The sequence below is a fragment of the Mycobacterium sp. NPDC050041 genome, assembly GCF_049541695.1.
In the GTDB taxonomy this organism is placed as follows: Bacteria; Actinomycetota; Actinomycetes; order Mycobacteriales; family Mycobacteriaceae; genus Mycobacterium.
The window spans coordinates 123,464-140,366 of record NZ_JBMVDG010000005.1; the positions used below are offsets into that span (position 1 = coordinate 123,464).

The following is a 16,903-nucleotide window of genomic DNA, read 5'->3' on the forward strand; positions in this document are numbered from 1 at the left end:
CTGAGCGTGCCGGCGACCTGGCCGCCCCGGGCGGTGATGCGGAAGTCCGCCGGACTGCGCACACTCGAGTCTGCGCTGTACCGCGGTGGGCTGGGGCCCGTCGCGGGCGTCGACGAGGTGGGCCGCGGTGCGTGCGCCGGTCCGCTGGTCGTCGCGGCGTGTGTGCTCGGCCCGAACCGGCTGGAGAGCCTGGCCGCGCTCGACGACTCCAAGAAGCTGGGCGAGAAGGAGCGCGAGCGGCTGTTCCCGCTGATCCGCCGCTACGCGCTGGCCTATCACGTGGTGTTCATCTCCTCGACCGAGGTCGACCGTCGCGGTGTGCACGTGGCCAACATCGAGGGGATGCGCCGCGCGGTGGCCGGCCTGCCGGTGCGGCCGGGGTACGTGCTGTCCGACGGGTTCCGGGTGCCGGGGTTGCCGATGCCGTCCCTCCCGGTGATCGGCGGCGATGCCGCGGCGGCGTGCATCGCGGCGGCGAGCGTGCTGGCGAAGGTGAGCCGGGACCGGCTGATGGTCGCGATGGAGGACGAGCATCCCGGTTACGGGTTCGCCCTGCACAAGGGCTACTGCACGTCGACGCACACCGCGGCGCTGGCGGAGTTGGGGCCGTGTCCCGAGCACCGGTATTCGTTTGTGAACGTGCGACGCGCGGGTAGCCGCACCGAGGTGGTGGTCCGGGACGCCCCCGGCGGAGTATTGGACGCGCTGGATCTGGAGCCGGAGCAGCGGGGCGACGTCGGGTGAGGAAAGATGACATGAACCGAGCAGAAGGACAGCGCAGCGCATGAGTGCCGAGGATCTCGAGAAGTACGAAACCGAGATGGAGCTCTCGCTGTACCGCGAATACAAGGACATCGTCGGTCAGTTCAGCTATGTCGTAGAGACCGAACGGCGGTTCTACCTCGCCAACAGCGTGGAGATGGTGCCGCGCAACGCCAACGGCGAGGTGTACTTCGAGTTGCGGCTCTCCGACGCCTGGGTCTGGGACATGTACCGGCCGGCGCGGTTCGTCAAGCAGGTGCGGGTGATCACCTTCAAGGACGTCAACATCGAGGAAGTCGAGAAGCCGGAGCTACGGCTGCCGGAGTGACGCGGGTTCAGGACGCGACGGCGACCGGCGCCGCATAGCCGCGTTCCCCGGCGACGTCGGCGAGCAGCCGGCGCAGCTGCCGCCGCCCCCGGTGCACCCTTGACATCACGGTGCCCAGCGGCACGGCCATCAGGTCGGCGATCTCCTGGTACTTGTAGCCCTCGACGTCGGCGTAGTACACCGCGAGCCGCTGGCCCTCCGGCAGTGCGTCCAGCGCTGCCCGCACGTGGTCGTCGGTCATCCCCGCCAGGGCCTCCAGTTCGGCCGACGGCCGCGTCGCCGCCGTGGCGTAGAACTGGGCGTCGGTCAGCTCGTCGGTGAGGAACTCGTCGGGCCTGCGCTGTGAAGTCCGGTAGGCGCCGATCCAGGCGTTGCTCATGATGCGGAACAGCGAGGCCCGCAGGTTGCTGCCCTCGCGGAAGGTGGCGAAGCCGACGTAGGCCTTCATCATCGTCTCCTGCACGAGGTCCTCGGCGTCGATCCGGCTGCGGGTGTGGCGCAGTGCGCCCCGGTACAGCTGGTCGACGTAGGGCAGCGCGTCCCGCTCGAATCGCGCGGCCAGCTCCGGGTCGATCGTGGTCGAGCCGCACGAGCGCAGAATTCGTTCTCCGGCAATCATTTCCGTAGCCACCATGTCCGTCATCCCTTTCGAGTCGGTACAGGAATGACGCTATGGCCACGGGGGTGCGGCCGGAATGGTGCTGGCCGGACAGCCGGGTGGGGGTTAGCACTACTTCGCAACCGGCTCTTGCCAGGGCTGACACACTGAACGGGTGCGTGACACACCGAAGTGCTGGCTCACCGACATGGACGGCGTCCTGGTCCGGGAGGAGCACGCCCTGCCGGGCGCCGCCGAGTTCCTGATGCGACTGACCGAACTCGAACGGCCCTTCCTCGTCCTCACCAACAACTCGATCTTCACCCCGCGCGACCTGGCCGCCCGGCTGTCCCGGTCGGGGCTGACGGTGCCGGAAGACTCGATCTGGACCTCGGCGCTGGCGACCGCGACGTTCCTGGCGGACCAGTTGCCCGGCGGGTCGGCCTACGTCATCGGCGAGGCCGGCCTGACCACCGCGCTGCACGAGGCGGGCTACACCCTCACCGACGTCGACCCCGATTTCGTCGTGCTCGGCGAGACGCGAACCTACTCGTTCGAGGCGATCACCAAGGCGGTCCGGCTGATCCTGAGCGGCTCCCGGTTCATCGCCACCAACCCGGACGTGAGCGGCCCGTCGGCCGAGGGGCCGCTGCCTGCGACCGGTTCGGTCGCGGCGATGATCACCAAGGCCACCGGCCGCGAACCGTACTTCGTCGGCAAGCCGAATCCGATGATGTTCCGCAGCGCACTGAACCGCATCGAGGCGCACTCGGAGAGCACCGTGATGGTGGGCGACCGGATGGACACCGACGTGGTCGCGGGAATCGAGGCCGGGCTGGAGACCATCCTGGTGCTCACCGGGTCCACCACGCAGGCCGACATCGAGCGGTACCCGTTCCGGCCCAGCCGGGTGCTGCCGTCGATCGCCGAGGCCATCGAGCTCATCTGACGATGACGACCGTCGAGCTGATCGGTGTGCCGTTCGACGGCTACGGACGCGCGGGCAACCAGGCGCGCGCGGCGGCGGCACTGCGCGCCGCCGGCCTCGCAGACGTCGGCGAGATCGTCCGCGACGACGACATCGTCCTGCCGCAGGCCGAACCCGCCCGCGGCCGCAACGGTCTGATCAACGAGCCCGCCCTTCTCGCGATGACCGACGCGCTCAACGAACGGGTGGGCGCCGCGGTCACCTCCGGCCGGTTCCCCGTGGTCTTCGGCGGCGACTGCGCCATGCTCTTCGGCATCGCCACCGGCCTGCGCGACCACACGGCCGGCACCGGGCTGGTGTTCGTCGACGGCCACGAGGACACCATGCCGCTCGACGTGTCCGAGGACGGGGAGGCCGCCAACACGGAGATCGGTCTGCTGCTCGGCATCACCGGCCGACTCCTGAAAGGCCCGCTGGCGCAGCGCCTGCCGGCGCTGCAACGCGACCGGCTGGTGGTGCTCGGACCGCGTGACGAGTCGTGGCGCAGGCAGTTCAACGTCGGGACGCTGGCCGACTGCGGGGTGTGGCTGGCGCCGCTGGCCGACGTCGCGGCCGACCCGCCGCAGACCGGGCGCCGTGCACTCGCGGCGCTGTCCACCCAAAGGTGGTGGCTGCACATCGATCTCGACGTCCTCGATCCCGTCGAGTTCCCCGCGCAGGGGCTGCCCGGTGTCCCCGACGAACCCGGCGGCCTGACGTGGCGGCAGCTCACCGCACTGGTCCTGGCGATGGCCGAAACCGGCGGATGTGTGGGCGCCAGCCTCGCGATCTACGACCCCGACCAGGACACCGACGGCGCCGATGCGGCGCGCATCGTGGAATTCGTGCGCGATGTGCTGCCTGCCGCGACCGGGACGGCGTGATGGCCGAATCCGTCGACACCCACTTCCTCGCGGCGGTAGGCGCGATGACCGGCGGCACGCCGCGGGTCCCTCCTCGTGACGGAGCGGCGCTCACCGCACAACAGGGGCTCGACATCTTCGACGCCCAGCTGCGCAGCCGCCACCTCGACATCGCCGCGCGCGAACTGCGGTCGAAAGGCAAGGGTTTCTACACGATCGGTTCCTCCGGGCACGAGGGCAACGCGGCGGTGGCCGCGGCCCTTCGCGTCACCGATCCCGCCCTGCTGCACTACCGGTCCGGTGGCTTCTTCGTGGCGCGGGCCGGCCAGGCCGGCGGCCGCGACGGCATGGCGGACGCCGTACGCGACGTGCTGCTCGGGCTGGTCGCCGCGGCGGCGGAACCCATCTCCGGCGGCAGGCACAAAGTGTTCGGCAGCAGCGGGCTCAACGTGATCCCGCAGACGTCGACCATCGCCTCCCACCTGCCGCGGGCTGTCGGTGTGGCGTTCTCCATCGCCAGGGCGCGCAAGCTCGGCGTGGCAGGCGCCTGGCCCGACGACGCACTGGCGGTGTGCAGCTTCGGCGACGCCTCGGTGAATCACTCCACCGCGGTCGGCGCCATCAACACCGCGATGCACTCGGCCTACCAGGGTCTACCGATGCCGCTGCTGCTGGTCTGCGAGGACAACGGCATCGGCATCAGCACCCCGACACCGCGCGGCTGGGTGGCCAGGACGTACGAGAACCGCACCGGGCTGGAGTATTTCGCGGCGGACGGCGCCGACCCGGCCGAGACGTTCGACGTGGCACAGGCCGCCGCCGCGTACGTGCGCGGCAACCGTCGGCCCGCCTTCCTGCATCTGCGCACCGTCCGGTTGATGGGGCATGCGGGTTCGGACTTCGAGCCCGCCTACCGCAGGCCCGACGAGATCATGGCCGATCTCGACCGGGACCCCTTGCTCGGCACGGCCGACCACCTCGTCGCCGCGGGTGTGCTGACGCCCGAGCAGGTGATCGACCGCTACGAGGCCGTCCGTGCCGAGGTGCTCGCCGCAGCGCGCGAGGCTGTCGGCCGGCCGCAACTCGAGACGACGGCCGAGGTGGTGCGGCCGCTGCGCGATGCGATGGCCGAGGCGGTCGCGGCATCGGCGCGCCCGGAATCCCTCGCGCCCGCAGGCGAAGCCGGTGACCCGCTGACGCTGGCGCAGTCGATCAACCGGGCGCTGCGCGAGATCCTCGAACGCAGGCCTGGCGCACTGGTGTTCGGCGAGGACGTCGCCCGCAAGGGCGGGGTGTACGGGGTGACCCGCGGACTGCAGAACGCGGCCGGGCGCGCTCGCGTTTTCGACACGCTGCTCGACGAGCAGGCCATCCTCGGGCTGGCGCTCGGCGCCGGCATGTCGGGGCTGCTGCCCATTCCGGAGATCCAGTACCTGGCGTACCTGCACAACGCCGCCGACCAGATCCGTGGCGAGGGCGCGACCCTGCAGTTCTTCTCCGACCGCCAGTACCGCAATCCGATGATCGTGCGGATCGCCGGATACGGCTACCAGAAGGGGTTCGGCGGCCACTTCCACAACGACAACTCGATCGCCGCGATCGGCGACATCCCCGGGGTGGTGATCGCGTCGCCGTCGCGACCGGACGACGCCGCGGCGATGCTGCACGCCTGCGCCGCGGCCGCCGACGCCGCGGGCACGGTGTGCGTCTACCTCGAGCCGATCGCGCTCTACCACACCCGTGACCTGTACATGGACGGCGACGAGCAGTGGCTGGCGCCGTATCCGGAGGACGTCGCGCCGATCGGACGGGCCCGCACCCACGGCGACGGTGCCGACCTGACGGTCCTGACGTTCGGCAACGGCGTGCGGATGAGTCTGCGGGTGGCGCGCCGTCTCGAGCGCGCAGGCATCGGCATCCGCGTCGTCGACCTGCGCTGGCTGGCACCGCTCCCCGTCGAGGACATGCTGCGCGAGGCCCGCGCCACCGGCCGCGTGCTCGTCGTCGACGAGACCAGGACGACCGGCGGCGTCGGCGAAGGGGTGCTCGCCACCCTGCTCGCCCACGGCTACACCGGCCCGTTGGCCCGCGTCGCCGGCGAGGACAGCTTCATCCCGCTCGGCGATGCCGCCCTGCAGGTGCTCCTGTCCGAGGACACCATCGAGTCGGCGGTGCTCACCATGACCACGCTCTGACTGCCGCTTGCTAGCTTGAGCGGATGGCCGAACCAGCCCCCGACCCGACGCGCCCGCTGGCCGGCGTCCGGATCGTCGAGATCTCGAGCTTCGTCGCGGTGCCGCTGGCCGGGATGACGCTCGCGCAGCTCGGCGCCGAGGTGATCCGCGTCGACCCGATCGGCGGCGCGGCCGACTACCACCGCTGGCCGGTGACCGACGCCGGGGACAGCATCTACTGGGCAGGCCTGAACAAGGGCAAGCGGTCCGTCGCGGCCGACCTGCGCTCATCCGAGGGTCAGGACCTCGTCACCCGGCTCATCGCCGACGCCGGCGTGTTCATCACCAATGTCGCGGGCCGACAGTGGCACTCGTACGACACGCTGGTGGCGCTCCGGCCCGACATCGTGCACGTCGAGGTGTCGGGGCGCGCCGACGGCGGCACCGGAGTGGACTACACCGTCAACGCCTCGGTCGGCTTCCCGCTGGTGACCGGTCCGGCTCAGCTGGCCACACCGGTCAACCACGTGCTGCCCGCCTGGGACGTCACCTGCGGGCTGTACACCGCGCTCGCGGTGTCGACGGCGCTGCGGCACCGCGACGCCACCGGCACCGGCGCGCGGATAGCCATCCCGCTCGACAACGTCGCGCTCGCCACGGCGGGCAACCTGAGCTTCCTGACCGAGGTGATGGTCAACGGCGCGCAGCGGCAACGGATCGGCAACTCGCTCTTCGGTACCTACGGGCAGAACTTCACCAGCAGCGACGGCGCCGCGTTCATGGTCGTCGCGCTCACCAACCGGCACTTCCGCGACCTGACCGAGACGACCGGCACCGCCAAAGCCGTTGCCGCACTGGGGCAGGCGCTCGGCGCCGACTTCACCGACGAGGGTGAACGGTACCGCCACCGCGACGCGCTGACCGGGCTGTTCACCGTGTGGTTCACCGGACACACCGCCGACGAGATCGCCGCGGCCCTGGCGGCGACGTCGGTGCTGTGGGAGCGTTACCGCAGCTTCGCCGACGTCGCCACCGACGACCGGGTGACCGACAACCCGCTGTTCATCCGCCTCGACCAGCCGCGGATCGGCGAGTACCTCGCGCCGGGGCTGCCGATGGCGATCGGCGGCGTCTACCCACCGGCCGTCGCGGCACCCGCGCTGGGCGACGACACCGCCGCGGTGCTGTCCGACTGGCTGGGCCTGGGCGCCGACGACGTCGGCCGGCTCGTCGGAAGCGGCGTCGTGGCAACGGGATCCGCATGAGCCGGCTACTCACCCTGCTCGACGTGCAGCCGGCGCAGGACGGCGGCTGGACCGGCGCGGCCAGCGGCCCGGCCGGCAAGCGGTCCTTCGGCGGCCAGTTCGCCGCGCAGAGCCTGGCGGCCGCCGCGCGCACCGTCGACGCGGCCCGCCCGCCGACCAACATGCATCTGGAGTTCCTTCGCGGCGGCGAGGCCGGTGACCCGGTCGACTACACCGTCACACCGGTGTTCGACGGCCGCACCGCCGCCGCGCGCCGGGTGGACTCCCAGCAGGCGGGTCGCCTGCTCACCACCGCGACCGTGGCGTTCGCCGCCCCGATCGCCGGACCCGAGCACGGGCGGCGATCCGCGATGCCGGCGCATCCGGACACCCTGCCGCAGACCGGGCCACCGGGGCCCGCGCCGTCGCTGCCGCTCGACGAACTCGACATCCGCATCGCCGACGAACGCTCGGATGACCTGTTCGTGCGGCGGATGTGGTGGCGCGCCACCGTCGACCTGCCCGACGATCCGCTCACCCACACGCTCGTCGCGGTCTACGTCACCGACCTGTACATGATCGATCCGGCACTACAGGCGCACGGCCACTCCATGCAGGCCCGCACCCACCGCAGCGGCACCACGGACTCCTCGGTGTGGTTCCACCGACCGGTGCGCGCCGACCAGTGGAACCTGCTCGAATCGACCTCACCCGCCGCGGCTCGGGGCCGCGCCGTGATCACCGCCAGCCTGGTCCGCGACGACGGCGTCATCGCCGCCACGCTGGTGCAGGAGGGGCTGATCGCGGACCGGGAGTAGCCGCCTGCGCAGCGTCGTCACCGCCTGGGTGAGCGCCACGCCCACCGCGACCGCGGCGACGACGCCGACGGCGGGATGGCCGTCGAACAGCGGATAGACCTGGTAGTGGGTGAGATAGGTGTACAGCGACGCCTCGGCGACCACCCCGGCCACCACGGTCAGGCCCGCCGGACAGCGGATCGCGGGCAGCCAGATCAACAACGCGAAACCGCTCAGCACCATCACTTCCCGCAGCGGGTCGCCGAAATAGCCGATCAGCCCGACGGCGACGACACACGTGACGGTCAGGCGCTGCCAGACCGTCGCCGCCTTCGCCGCGGCCCAGCCCGCCGCGAAGAACCAGAAGGCCAGCACCGTGAACCACGCATCCCGGCCGAGATCCAGGCCGAGCACGTCGTACCGCAGCGCGACGCCGAACCCCAGCAACACGGCGGCGACCGCGAACGGGTACCGCCGTTCCCACCGGTCGAAGGCGGCCGACGCGCACAGCAGCGCCACCCCGGCCAGGATCCACACCAGCACCTCGACGAACCACAGCCTGCCCGCGGTCATGCTGTCGTGCGGGCCGAGGAACTTGTTGGCCAGCAACAGGTTCGACGCGTGATAGTGGTCGATGAACAGCAGCGTCAGCGCCACCCACAGCACAGACGGCACGGCGATCCAGGCGATCGTGGCCCGCAGGTGGCGCAGCCGTTCGCGGCGCGGCAGCGGTGTCAGGCAGAACCGGCCGACGTTGTAGCCGGCCACCCCGAGCAGCAGGTGCGCCCCGCCCCACAGCTCGAACAGCCCGGCGTGCGAGCCGACGATCAACAGGATCGCGACGGCACGCAGCGCCACACTGGTCTCGAGCGTCGCGCCCCACCGCCGCCGCGGTGGCGATCCGGCGCGCTCGAGATCCCGCACCGCGAGGCGCGGCCAGTCGGCGGGCAGCCGGCCGAGCGCCCGCTCGAGTCGCACCGACATTGTCACGTAGGACAGCGAATTGCCGCCGAGGTCGACGAAACTCCGCTCGGGTGTGACGGCCGCGGGTTCGATCTGCAGCACATCGGCGAAGATCGACCGCAGGTCGGAGGTGTCGGGTGCATCGTCCGGGCGGTCGGCCAGCATCCGCACGGCCGGGTAGTCCGGCTTGCCGGACGGCAGCTGGGGGAGTTCGGGCACCGCCGCCGCGCGGACCGTGTCGACGGGCACGCCTGCGACCTCGGCGGTGAGACGCCGCAGCGCGGTGTCGTCCGCCGGCCCGCTCGCCGCGACGGCCAGTCCGTCGCCGAGGTCGGTGCACAACGCGCTCACGCCGCGCTCGGCCAGCGCGGACTCGACGGCCTGCAGGTCGATGCGCAGACCGTGGACCTTGACGAACCGGCTGCGGCGGCCGATCACCTCGTAGAGGCCGTCGGCGCCGCGGCGGGCGATGTCGCCGGTGCGCAGCGTGTCGCCGCCTGGCCCGAGCCCGAGGTCGGCCGGGCTGTGCGCGTAACCCATCATGACGTTGGCGCCGCGGTAGACCAGCTCGCCGGTGCCGTCGGGCCAGCCGCCGGTGGGGTCGATGGAGAACGATCCGCCGGGGATCGGCACACCGATCGAAGCGGGTCGGGTCGCCGCGAGATGCGGTGGCAGGTAAGCCATCCGGGCGGTCGCCTCGGTGGCGCCGTACATCACGAACAGCTGCCAGCCGCGGTCGGCGGCGAGTGCGGCGTAGCGGCGCACCCGCTCGGGGGGCAACCGCCCGCCGGCCTGGGTGAGGTAGCGCAGATCGGGCAGGTCCATCGCGTCGAACCCGATCCGGTCCAGCAGTTCGAACGTGTAGGGCACCCCGGGGAACGTCGTGCCGCGGTGTCGCCGGAACAGCTGCCAGAACTCGTCGTCGACCACCGACCGCTCGGTGAGGATCAGCCCGGCGCCACGCAGCAGGTGGCTGTGCACCACCGAGAGGCCGTAGCAGTACGACATCGGCAGAGTCGTTGCGGCGCGGTCGGTTCGGCGGATGTCGAGATAGTCGGCGATGGCGGCGCCGTTCGAGCTCAGGTTGCGGCGGGAGAGCCGGACCAGCTTGGGTGAACCGGTGCTGCCCGACGTCGACAGCAGCACCGCGAGGTCGGGGTGCAGCTCATGGCGGCTGCCTGCGCGGCGGTGGTGCACGCCGGCCGAGGTGACCACGACGTCGGGGTCGTAGGTGTGCAGGATCGCCGAGTGGTCCCGTCCCGCGGGCACAGGGAGCACGACATGACCGGCGGCCAGCGCGCCGAGATGGTGCACGAGTGTGGGGACGTCGTTGCGGGTCTCGAGGAGTACCAGCCTGCGGTCGGGTCCGAGGGCGCGGGCCGCGGCGTCCACCCGGTCGGCGAGGTCGCCGTAGGTCAGCGTGTGCGCTGACGTCAGCACCGCGACATCGTCGCCGTGGGCGTTCAGATGTTCGGTTAGCCTCACCTGCCCGAACTTACCGCTGTCCGGCAAACGCCGCGGTGCGGTTGAGCCCGCGTCCCGCGGGTATTTGACCAGCGGGTCCGAAGGCCGGACCCGGCCCGACGACACGAGGACGAGAAGCTCATGACATCCCCAGCAACGACCGTGCGCCGTGGAATCGGCGGCGCGTTCGCCGCATGCCTGCTCGGCGGTGCCGCGGCGGCCACCATCGCGCTCCCGGCGGCGAGCGCCCAGCCCGACCCGTGCAGCGCCAGCGGCTACGCCACCACCGCCAGCGGTGTGCTCAACGCCGCGGGCGGTTACCTGGCCACCCACCCCGGCGCGAACGACGTGCTGACCGCCGCGGTGAACCAGCCGGCCGCTGACGCGGAGCGCAATGTGCGCGGCTACTTCGAGAGCCACCCGAACGAGTACTTCGATCTGCAGAACATCGCCCGGCCGCTGACCGACCTGCGGAACCGGTGCGGGACGGCGGTCACCCCGGGCCAGCTGGCCACGCTGTTCGACGCGCTAGAGGACTGAACCCGTCACCCCGGCGCGTCGGCGTGGTTCACATCCGTCCGTAGCGCGCCCGCACGAAGCTGTAGGCGCCGAACGCGGCGATACCGATTGCAGCGACCACCAGCAGGAACTTGCCGAACGGCGCCTCACCGAGGGTCTTCACCGCGGCGTCCAGTCCCGAGGCCTTGGCCGGATCGGCCTGCAGCGTCGCGACGATGACCAAGATGCCCGCGCCGGCGAGCACGAGGCCCTTGGCCACGTAGCCGGCGATGCCGACGGCCTTGACGCCGCTGCCGCCCGACACCCGCAGATCCTTGAAGAACTTCTTCGTCACGCCCTTGTAGACGTGGTAGCCGCCGACGCCGATCACACCGAGGCCGACCGCGACGAGCAGCACCTTGCCCCAGCCCGACTGCATCAGCTGCGCAGACATGCCGGAGTTCTGCTGGCCGCTGGACTGGCCGCTGCCCGTGGCGAAGCGCGCCGCCGAGAACGCGATCGCGAAGTTGACGATCGCCAGCGCCACGGCCTTGCCCCGCTTCCAGGCGGGCGAGTCGTCCTGTCCCTGGCCGGAGCTCTCACCGGGCTTGGAGCCGATCACCGCTTCGGCCAGCCGCCACAGTCCCAGCGCGACCAGTCCCACGGCCGCGATCCACAACATGATCTTGCCGCCGGTCTGGTTGCCGATCGTGGACAGCGCGCCGGACTGGTCGGCGTTGCCGCCGGAACCGAAGGCGATGCGCAGGATGATGTAGCCGACGAGTAGGTGCAGCACCCCGCTGATGGCGAAGCCGGCGCGCGCCGCGTATTCGAAAGCGTCGCTGTCGGTGGCCCTGTCGACCACGCCCTGGGTCGGTCTGGAACTCATGTGGACCTCCTGCGACTCCGCAGTTCGACTGAATGGGACGCGCCCGTATACCCCGTTTTTAACGCTTACGAAACCCGGTCGTGCCGCGATGTGCACGAAGCCGTGACTGGGGATGAACCGGGCCGGCCGAGGCAGGGGTGTCGGTGCGCCGGACCAGCGTGGCAGCCATGACCATGTGGACACGTGCCGAGATCGGCGCACTCGGCGAGAAGCTCGCCGTCGAGCACCTGACATCGCTCGGGTTGCGGGTACTGGCTCGCAACTGGCGGTGCCGCTACGGCGAACTCGACGTCATCGCCACCGACCCCGCGACGCGGGCGGTGGTGTTCGTCGAGGTCAAGACGCGGACATCGGACCGGTTCGGCGGGGTGGCGCAGGCGGTCACCCCACAGAAGGTGCGCAGGCTGCGGCGGCTGGCAGGGGTGTGGTTGGCCGGTCAGCCCGACAGCTGGGCGGCGGTACGGCTGGACGTCATCGGTGTACGCATCGGACGTCGCCCGGTGCCGGAGATCACGCACGTGCAGGGGGTGGGGTAGATGGCGCTGGGCCGGGCGTTCTCGGTGGCGGTCCGCGGCCTGGACGGCCACATCGTGGAGATCGAGGCCGACATCGCCAATGGGCTACCCGGCGTGCACCTCGTGGGGTTGCCCGACGCGGCGCTGCAGGAGTCGCGCGACCGGGTGCGCGCGGCGATCACCAACTGCGGCAACGAGTGGCCGATGACGCGCCTGACGCTCGCCCTGTCGCCGGCCACCCTGCCGAAGATGGGGTCGGTCTACGACATCGCGCTGGCCTCCGCGGTGCTGTCGGCGCACTCGAAGAAGGAGTGGCCGCGGCTGGAAAAAACTGTGCTGCTGGGCGAATTGGCGCTCGACGGCCGGGTGAGGGCGATCAAGGGCGTGCTGCCCGCAGTGCTGGCGGCCAAACGGGAAGGCTGGCCGACGGTGGTGGTGCCGGTGGAGAACCTCGCCGAGGCCAGCCTCATCGACGGCATCGACGTGCTCGGCGTCCGCAGCCTCGGTCAGCTGCAGGCGTGGCTGGCAGGCAAGGCGCCACTCGCCGAACGGATCATCGCACCGCCTGCGACGCCCGACGACACAGTGGACCTGGCAGATGTGGTCGGACAGACAGAGGCCCGCTATGCCGTCGAGGTGGCGGCGGCCGGTGCCCACCACCTGATGTTGACCGGACCACCGGGCGTGGGTAAAACCATGCTGGCGCAACGGCTTCCAGGGCTGTTACCGCCGCTGTCACACGAGGAGTCCCTCGAGGTCACGGCGATCCACTCGGTGGCGGGCCTGCTGTCGGGCAGCGCACCGCTGATCACCCGCGCGCCGTTCGTCGCGCCGCATCACACGTCGAGCGTGGCGGCCCTGGTGGGCGGCGGCACGGGGATGGCCCGCCCGGGTGCGGTGAGCCGGGCGCACCGAGGGGTGCTGTTCCTCGACGAGTGTGCAGAGATCGGCCTGCCCGTGCTGGAGGCGTTGCGAACTCCACTGGAAGACGGCGAGATCCGGCTCGCCCGTCGCGACGGGGTGGCGCGCTACCCCGCGCGGTTCCAGCTGGTGATGGCCGCCAACCCGTGTCCGTGCGCACCGATCGATCCGCGGGACTGCATGTGCGGCAGTGCCGAGAAGCGCCGCTACCTCGGCAAGCTGTCCGGTCCGCTGATGGACCGGGTCGACCTGCGGGTGCAGATGCACTCGGCCCGCACCGGGGCGTTCTCCGCCGAGGACGGTGAAGCCACCGGCGAGGTGCGGGCGCGCGTGGCCGCCGCCCGTGCCGCCGCCGAGGACCGCTGGCGATCGCACGGCATCCGCACCAACGCCGAGGTGAGCGGCGCGCTGCTGCGCCGCCGATTCCGGTTGTCCCAGCAGGCGATGAAACCGTTGCGCACCGCCGTCGACACCGGCCAGTTGTCCATCCGGGGCATGGATCGCACACTGCGGGTCGCCTGGACACTGGCCGATCTGGCAGGCCGTTCCTCGCCGGAGATCGACGACGTCGTCACGGCGCTGGGCTTCCGCCAATTCGGAGGTGCGCGATGAACGCCGATGCCCGCGTCTGGGCCTACCTGTCGCGGGTGGCCGAGCCGCCGTGTCCCGAGCTCGCCGAGCTCGTCGCCCGCGTCGGTCCTGGAGAGGCGGCCGACCGCATCCGCTGCGGCGCCGTCGGCGAACGGTTGGCCGCCCACACCGAGGCGCGTCGCGAGATCAACTGCGCACGAGAGGATCTCGAGATCGCCGAACGGCTCGGGGGCCGCATCGTGACGGCGTGCGACGACGAGTGGCCGGCGCTCGCGTTCGCGGCGTTCGGCCGGTCGGCACGGCCGCGGGAGTGCCACCCGCCGCTGGTGCTGTGGGTGGTCGGGGCAGCCCGCCTCGACGAGGTGCCGGTTCGGGCCGCCGCGGTGGTCGGCACCCGAGCGGCGACGGCCTACGGCGAGCACGTCGCCGCCGACCTCTGCGCGGGGCTGGCCGCCCGCGACGTGGCCGTGGTCTCCGGTGGCGCCTACGGCATCGACGGGGTGGCACACCGCGCGGCGCTGGCATCCGACGGGCTGACGGTCGCGGTGTTGGCCGCCGGCATCGACGTGCCGTATCCGGCCGGCCACACCGCGCTGCTGCGGCGCATCGCCGAGGACGGCCTGGTGGTCAGCGAGTACCCGCCGGGCGTGCGCCCCGGCCGGCTGCGGTTCCTCACCCGCAACCGGTTGGTGGCCGCGCTGTCGGGCGCCACGGTGGTGGTGGAGGCCGGCGCCCGCAGCGGGGCCGCCAGTACCGCCGGATGGGCACGGACGCTGGGCCGGACCGTGTGTGCAGTGCCGGGACCCGTCACGTCGTCGGTGTCGGTCGGCTGTCACCGGCTGCTCCGCGACGGTGCCGACCTGGTCACCCGGGCCGAGGACGTCGTCGAACTGGTGGGCCGGATGGGTGAGCTGGCTCCGGAAGAGCAGCGGCCGACGACGCCGCTCGACGGGCTCGACGACGCACAGCGGCGGGTGTACGACGCGCTGCCCGCCCGCGGTGGACGCACCGTCGACGAGATCGCGGTGGCGGCGGGCGTGCCGGGGCCGCGCGTCATCGGCCCGCTGGCGGCGATGGAACTCGCAGGCCTGGTCACGCAGCGCGACGGCCGCTGGAAACTGGTCCGGAATCGGTAGGAGGCCGCCGGGACGGGCACGCTCGTATAGTCGAGGCGACGGCGAGACTTAGTGGAGGAACACAGTGGCGGGACGTCCGATACACACCTTCGAGGTGGTGCGCAGCGAACAGCTGGCACCGCACATGGTCCGAGTGGTGTTGGGCGGCAACCACACCGACGGCCGCAACGACGGCCACAACGGGAAGAGCGGCGGCTTCGGCACCTTCACGCCCGGCGAGAACACCGACTCGTACGTCAAGCTCGTGTTCGTGCCATCCGGGGTCGACGTGTCGGCGCTGGAGACCCCGCTGACGATGGACAGCTTCTCCGCGCTGCCTGCTGAGCAGCAGCCCACTGTGCGGACCTACACCGTGCGCCGGGTCGATGCCGAGCGCGGCGAGATCACCATCGACTTCGTCGTGCACGGCGAACACGGCGTGGCGGGTCCGTGGGCCGCCGCGGCCCAGCCCGGCCAACCGGCGTACCTGATGGGGCCGAGCGGGGCGTTCTCACCGGACCCGGAGGCCGACTGGTACCTGTTCGCCGGCGACGAGGCGGCGCTACCCGCCATCGGCGCGGCTCTCGAGGCGCTGCCCGCCGACGCCGTCGGGCGGGCCTACATCGAGGTCGCCGGCCCGGACGATCAGATCGAGCTCACCGCCCCCGAGGGGGTGTCGGTGATCTGGGTCTACCGCGGTGGCCGTGCCGACCTGGTACCCGAGGAGCGGGCGGGTGACCACGCGCCGCTGATCGCCGCGGTGAAGGAGACGCTCTGGATGCCGGGCCAGGTCCAGGTGTTCATCCACGGCGAGGCGCAGGCCGTGATGCACAACCTGCGGGCGTACATCCGCAAGGAGCGCGAAGTGGACGCGAAGTGGGCGTCGTCGATCTCCGGGTACTGGCGGCGCGGCCGTACCGAGGAGACCTTCCGGCAGTGGAAGGCCGAGCTCGCCAAGGCCGAGGCCGGCTGACACCCGGGCTGGCCGCCGACCCTGCGGGGCTGGCACGCTGGCCGCCATGACCTTCGGTAACTACCAGTTCGAGATCTACCTGCAGGGCCTGTCCGGCGTCCTGCCCACGATGCCGATGACGTTCGCGGACTGGGAGGCCAAGGCCGAAGCCGCGATGCCGCCGTCGGTGTACTCCTACGTCGCGGGCGGCGCGGGCGACGAACGCACCCAGCGCCTCAACCGCACCGCGTTCGACAACTGGGGACTGATGCCGCGGATGTTCCGCGCGACCCGCGAACGCGACCTGTCGCTGAACCTGTTCGGACTCGACCTGCCGTCCCCGGTGTTCATGGCGCCGATCGGCGTGATCGGTATCTGCGCCCAGGGCGGGCACGGCGACGTGGCCACCGCCAAGGCCGCGGCGCGCACCGGCGTCCCGATGGTCGTCTCGACGCTGACCGAGGATCCTCTCGAAAACGTGGCGGCCGAATTCGGCGACACCCCGGGCTTCTTTCAGCTCTACTGCCCGACCGACCGGGACCTGGCCGCCAGCCTGGTGCACCGGGCGGAGGCCGCCGGATACAAGGGCATCATCGTCACCCTCGACACCTGGGTGCCGGGCTGGCGACCCCGCGACCTGTCCACGTCGAACTTCCCGCAGCTGCGGGGGAAGTGCCTCTCCAACTACACCAGCGACCCGGTGTTTCGCGCCGCCCTGGCGCAGACACCCGAGGAGAATCCCCAGGCCGCCGTGCTGCACTGGGTCTCGCTGTTCGGCAACCCGGTCACCTGGGACGATCTGCCCTGGCTGCGCTCGCTGACCGACCTGCCGCTGATCGTCAAGGGCATCTGCCATCCCGATGACGCCCGGCGGGCGAAGGACGGCGGCGTCGACGCCATCTACTGCTCCAACCACGGCGGCCGGCAGGCCAACGGCGGCCTGGCAGCCATCGACTGCCTGCCCGACGTCGTCTCCGCGGCCGACGGGCTGCCGGTGCTGTTCGACTCGGGCATCCGCAGCGGCGCCGACATCGTCAAGGCGCTCGCGCTGGGTGCCACCGCGGTCGGCGTCGGCCGGCCCTACGCCTACGGCCTGGCGCTCGGCGGCACCGACGGCGTCGTGCACGTGCTGCGGTCACTGCTGGCCGAGGCGGACCTGACGATGGCCGTCGACGGCTATCCGACGCTGGCCGATCTCACTCCGGACACGCTGCGGCGCGTCGGCTAGACACCCGCGGGCGCTCTGCGACGGTAGGGGCGTG

16 protein-coding genes are annotated in these 16,903 nt (G+C 71.5%); 13 read left to right on the plus strand and 3 right to left on the minus strand.

Annotated features, from left to right (window positions below):
* The first annotated feature begins 6 nt into the window (after positions 1 to 6).
* On the plus strand, positions 7 to 744 hold the full coding sequence (locus ACPCHZ_RS17250; protein WP_423485839.1) for a ribonuclease HII: 738 nt from the start codon (positions 7 to 9) through the stop codon (positions 742 to 744).
* A gap of 40 nt (positions 745 to 784) precedes the next feature.
* Positions 785 to 1,090 (plus strand): DUF2469 domain-containing protein, encoded by a 306-nt coding sequence (locus tag ACPCHZ_RS17255; protein WP_207358246.1) that lies wholly within the window; start codon positions 785 to 787, stop codon positions 1,088 to 1,090.
* A gap of 7 nt (positions 1,091 to 1,097) precedes the next feature.
* Here the strand turns inward: ACPCHZ_RS17255 and ACPCHZ_RS17260 are convergent, their stop codons facing one another.
* Positions 1,098 to 1,724 (minus strand): sigma-70 family RNA polymerase sigma factor, encoded by a 627-nt coding sequence (locus tag ACPCHZ_RS17260; protein ID WP_423485840.1) that lies wholly within the window; start codon positions 1,722 to 1,724, stop codon positions 1,098 to 1,100.
* 172 nt (positions 1,725 to 1,896) lie between these two features.
* On the opposite strand from ACPCHZ_RS17260, the gene ACPCHZ_RS17265 reads away from it, so the two are divergent.
* Genes ACPCHZ_RS17265 through ACPCHZ_RS17285 form a run of 5 tightly spaced genes read left to right on the plus strand, consistent with a single transcriptional unit; the run spans position 1,897 to position 7,754 of the window.
* Complete coding sequence (locus ACPCHZ_RS17265) at positions 1,897 to 2,637, plus strand: HAD-IIA family hydrolase (protein ID WP_407667616.1); 741 nt, start codon at positions 1,897 to 1,899, stop codon at positions 2,635 to 2,637.
* A gap of 2 nt (positions 2,638 to 2,639) precedes the next feature.
* Complete coding sequence (locus ACPCHZ_RS17270; RefSeq protein ID WP_423485841.1) at positions 2,640 to 3,539, plus strand: arginase family protein; 900 nt, start codon at positions 2,640 to 2,642, stop codon at positions 3,537 to 3,539.
* Complete coding sequence (locus ACPCHZ_RS17275; RefSeq protein ID WP_423485842.1) at positions 3,539 to 5,713, plus strand: thiamine pyrophosphate-dependent enzyme; 2,175 nt, start codon at positions 3,539 to 3,541, stop codon at positions 5,711 to 5,713. Before ACPCHZ_RS17270 ends, ACPCHZ_RS17275 begins: the two co-directional genes overlap by 1 nt.
* 23 nt (positions 5,714 to 5,736) lie before the next feature.
* Positions 5,737 to 6,957: a CoA transferase gene (locus ACPCHZ_RS17280; RefSeq protein WP_423485843.1), complete on the plus strand. Its 1,221-nt coding sequence runs from the start codon at positions 5,737 to 5,739 to the stop codon at positions 6,955 to 6,957.
* A complete protein-coding gene (locus ACPCHZ_RS17285) occupies positions 6,954 to 7,754 on the plus strand; it encodes an acyl-CoA thioesterase (RefSeq protein WP_423485844.1) in 801 nt (266 codons plus the stop codon). Before ACPCHZ_RS17280 ends, ACPCHZ_RS17285 begins: the two co-directional genes overlap by 4 nt.
* On the opposite strand, the gene ACPCHZ_RS17290 is transcribed toward ACPCHZ_RS17285, so the two are convergent.
* Positions 7,644 to 10,181 carry an AMP-binding protein gene (locus tag ACPCHZ_RS17290; protein WP_423485845.1) on the minus strand — a complete coding sequence of 846 codons (2,538 nt, stop codon included), beginning with the start codon at positions 10,179 to 10,181 and terminating at the stop codon, positions 7,644 to 7,646. The genes ACPCHZ_RS17285 and ACPCHZ_RS17290 overlap by 111 nt on opposite strands.
* Before the next feature lie 120 nt (positions 10,182 to 10,301).
* Between ACPCHZ_RS17290 and ACPCHZ_RS17295 the strand changes: the two genes are divergently transcribed.
* Positions 10,302 to 10,700, plus strand: a complete 399-nt coding sequence (locus ACPCHZ_RS17295) for a heme-binding protein (RefSeq protein ID WP_423485846.1) — start codon at positions 10,302 to 10,304, stop codon at positions 10,698 to 10,700.
* A gap of 28 nt (positions 10,701 to 10,728) precedes the next feature.
* Here ACPCHZ_RS17295 and ACPCHZ_RS17300 read toward each other — a convergent pair whose 3' ends face one another.
* Positions 10,729 to 11,547 carry a DUF1206 domain-containing protein gene (locus ACPCHZ_RS17300; protein WP_423485847.1) on the minus strand — a complete coding sequence of 273 codons (819 nt, stop codon included), beginning with the start codon at positions 11,545 to 11,547 and terminating at the stop codon, positions 10,729 to 10,731.
* Positions 11,548 to 11,714: 167 nt separating this feature from the next.
* Between ACPCHZ_RS17300 and ACPCHZ_RS17305 the strand changes: the two genes are divergently transcribed.
* The 5 genes from ACPCHZ_RS17305 to ACPCHZ_RS17325 all read left to right on the plus strand — a co-directional run bounded on the left by ACPCHZ_RS17305 (position 11,715) and on the right by ACPCHZ_RS17325 (position 16,869).
* Positions 11,715 to 12,083: a YraN family protein gene (locus ACPCHZ_RS17305; RefSeq protein WP_423485848.1), complete on the plus strand. Its 369-nt coding sequence runs from the start codon at positions 11,715 to 11,717 to the stop codon at positions 12,081 to 12,083.
* Complete coding sequence (locus ACPCHZ_RS17310) at positions 12,084 to 13,595, plus strand: YifB family Mg chelatase-like AAA ATPase (protein ID WP_423485849.1); 1,512 nt, start codon at positions 12,084 to 12,086, stop codon at positions 13,593 to 13,595. It abuts the gene before it with no gap.
* Positions 13,592 to 14,710: a DNA-processing protein DprA gene (gene dprA, locus ACPCHZ_RS17315; protein ID WP_423485850.1), complete on the plus strand. Its 1,119-nt coding sequence runs from the start codon at positions 13,592 to 13,594 to the stop codon at positions 14,708 to 14,710. The genes ACPCHZ_RS17310 and dprA overlap by 4 nt, the downstream gene beginning before the upstream one ends.
* Positions 14,711 to 14,774: 64 nt before the next feature.
* The gene (locus tag ACPCHZ_RS17320; RefSeq protein WP_423485851.1) at positions 14,775 to 15,662 is read left to right on the plus strand and encodes a siderophore-interacting protein; all 888 of its coding nucleotides are present in this window, start codon (positions 14,775 to 14,777) and stop codon (positions 15,660 to 15,662) included.
* Positions 15,663 to 15,708: 46 nt separating this feature from the next.
* Positions 15,709 to 16,869, plus strand: a complete 1,161-nt coding sequence (locus ACPCHZ_RS17325; RefSeq protein WP_423485852.1) for a lactate 2-monooxygenase — start codon at positions 15,709 to 15,711, stop codon at positions 16,867 to 16,869.
* Positions 16,870 to 16,903: the final 34 nt, after the last annotated feature.

What these genes read in the sequence shown, in the direction of transcription:
- ACPCHZ_RS17255 (WP_207358246.1), top strand. Translation starts at nt 785, where the DNA reads ATGAGTGCCGAGGATCTCGAGAAGTACGAAACCGAGATGGAGCTCTCG.
- ACPCHZ_RS17260 (WP_423485840.1), bottom strand. Translation starts at nt 1,724, where the DNA reads ATGGTGGCTACGGAAATGATTGCCGGAGAACGAATTCTGCGCTCGTGC.
- ACPCHZ_RS17265 (WP_407667616.1), top strand. Translation starts at nt 1,897, where the DNA reads ATGGACGGCGTCCTGGTCCGGGAGGAGCACGCCCTGCCGGGCGCCGCC.
- ACPCHZ_RS17270 (WP_423485841.1), top strand. Translation starts at nt 2,640, where the DNA reads ATGACGACCGTCGAGCTGATCGGTGTGCCGTTCGACGGCTACGGACGC.
- ACPCHZ_RS17275 (WP_423485842.1), top strand. Translation starts at nt 3,539, where the DNA reads ATGGCCGAATCCGTCGACACCCACTTCCTCGCGGCGGTAGGCGCGATG.
- ACPCHZ_RS17280 (WP_423485843.1), top strand. Translation starts at nt 5,737, where the DNA reads ATGGCCGAACCAGCCCCCGACCCGACGCGCCCGCTGGCCGGCGTCCGG.
- ACPCHZ_RS17285 (WP_423485844.1), top strand. Translation starts at nt 6,954, where the DNA reads ATGAGCCGGCTACTCACCCTGCTCGACGTGCAGCCGGCGCAGGACGGC.
- ACPCHZ_RS17295 (WP_423485846.1), top strand. Translation starts at nt 10,302, where the DNA reads ATGACATCCCCAGCAACGACCGTGCGCCGTGGAATCGGCGGCGCGTTC.
- ACPCHZ_RS17300 (WP_423485847.1), bottom strand. Translation starts at nt 11,547, where the DNA reads ATGAGTTCCAGACCGACCCAGGGCGTGGTCGACAGGGCCACCGACAGC.
- ACPCHZ_RS17305 (WP_423485848.1), top strand. Translation starts at nt 11,715, where the DNA reads ATGACCATGTGGACACGTGCCGAGATCGGCGCACTCGGCGAGAAGCTC.
- ACPCHZ_RS17310 (WP_423485849.1), top strand. Translation starts at nt 12,084, where the DNA reads ATGGCGCTGGGCCGGGCGTTCTCGGTGGCGGTCCGCGGCCTGGACGGC.
- dprA (WP_423485850.1), top strand. Translation starts at nt 13,592, where the DNA reads ATGAACGCCGATGCCCGCGTCTGGGCCTACCTGTCGCGGGTGGCCGAG.
- ACPCHZ_RS17325 (WP_423485852.1), top strand. Translation starts at nt 15,709, where the DNA reads ATGACCTTCGGTAACTACCAGTTCGAGATCTACCTGCAGGGCCTGTCC.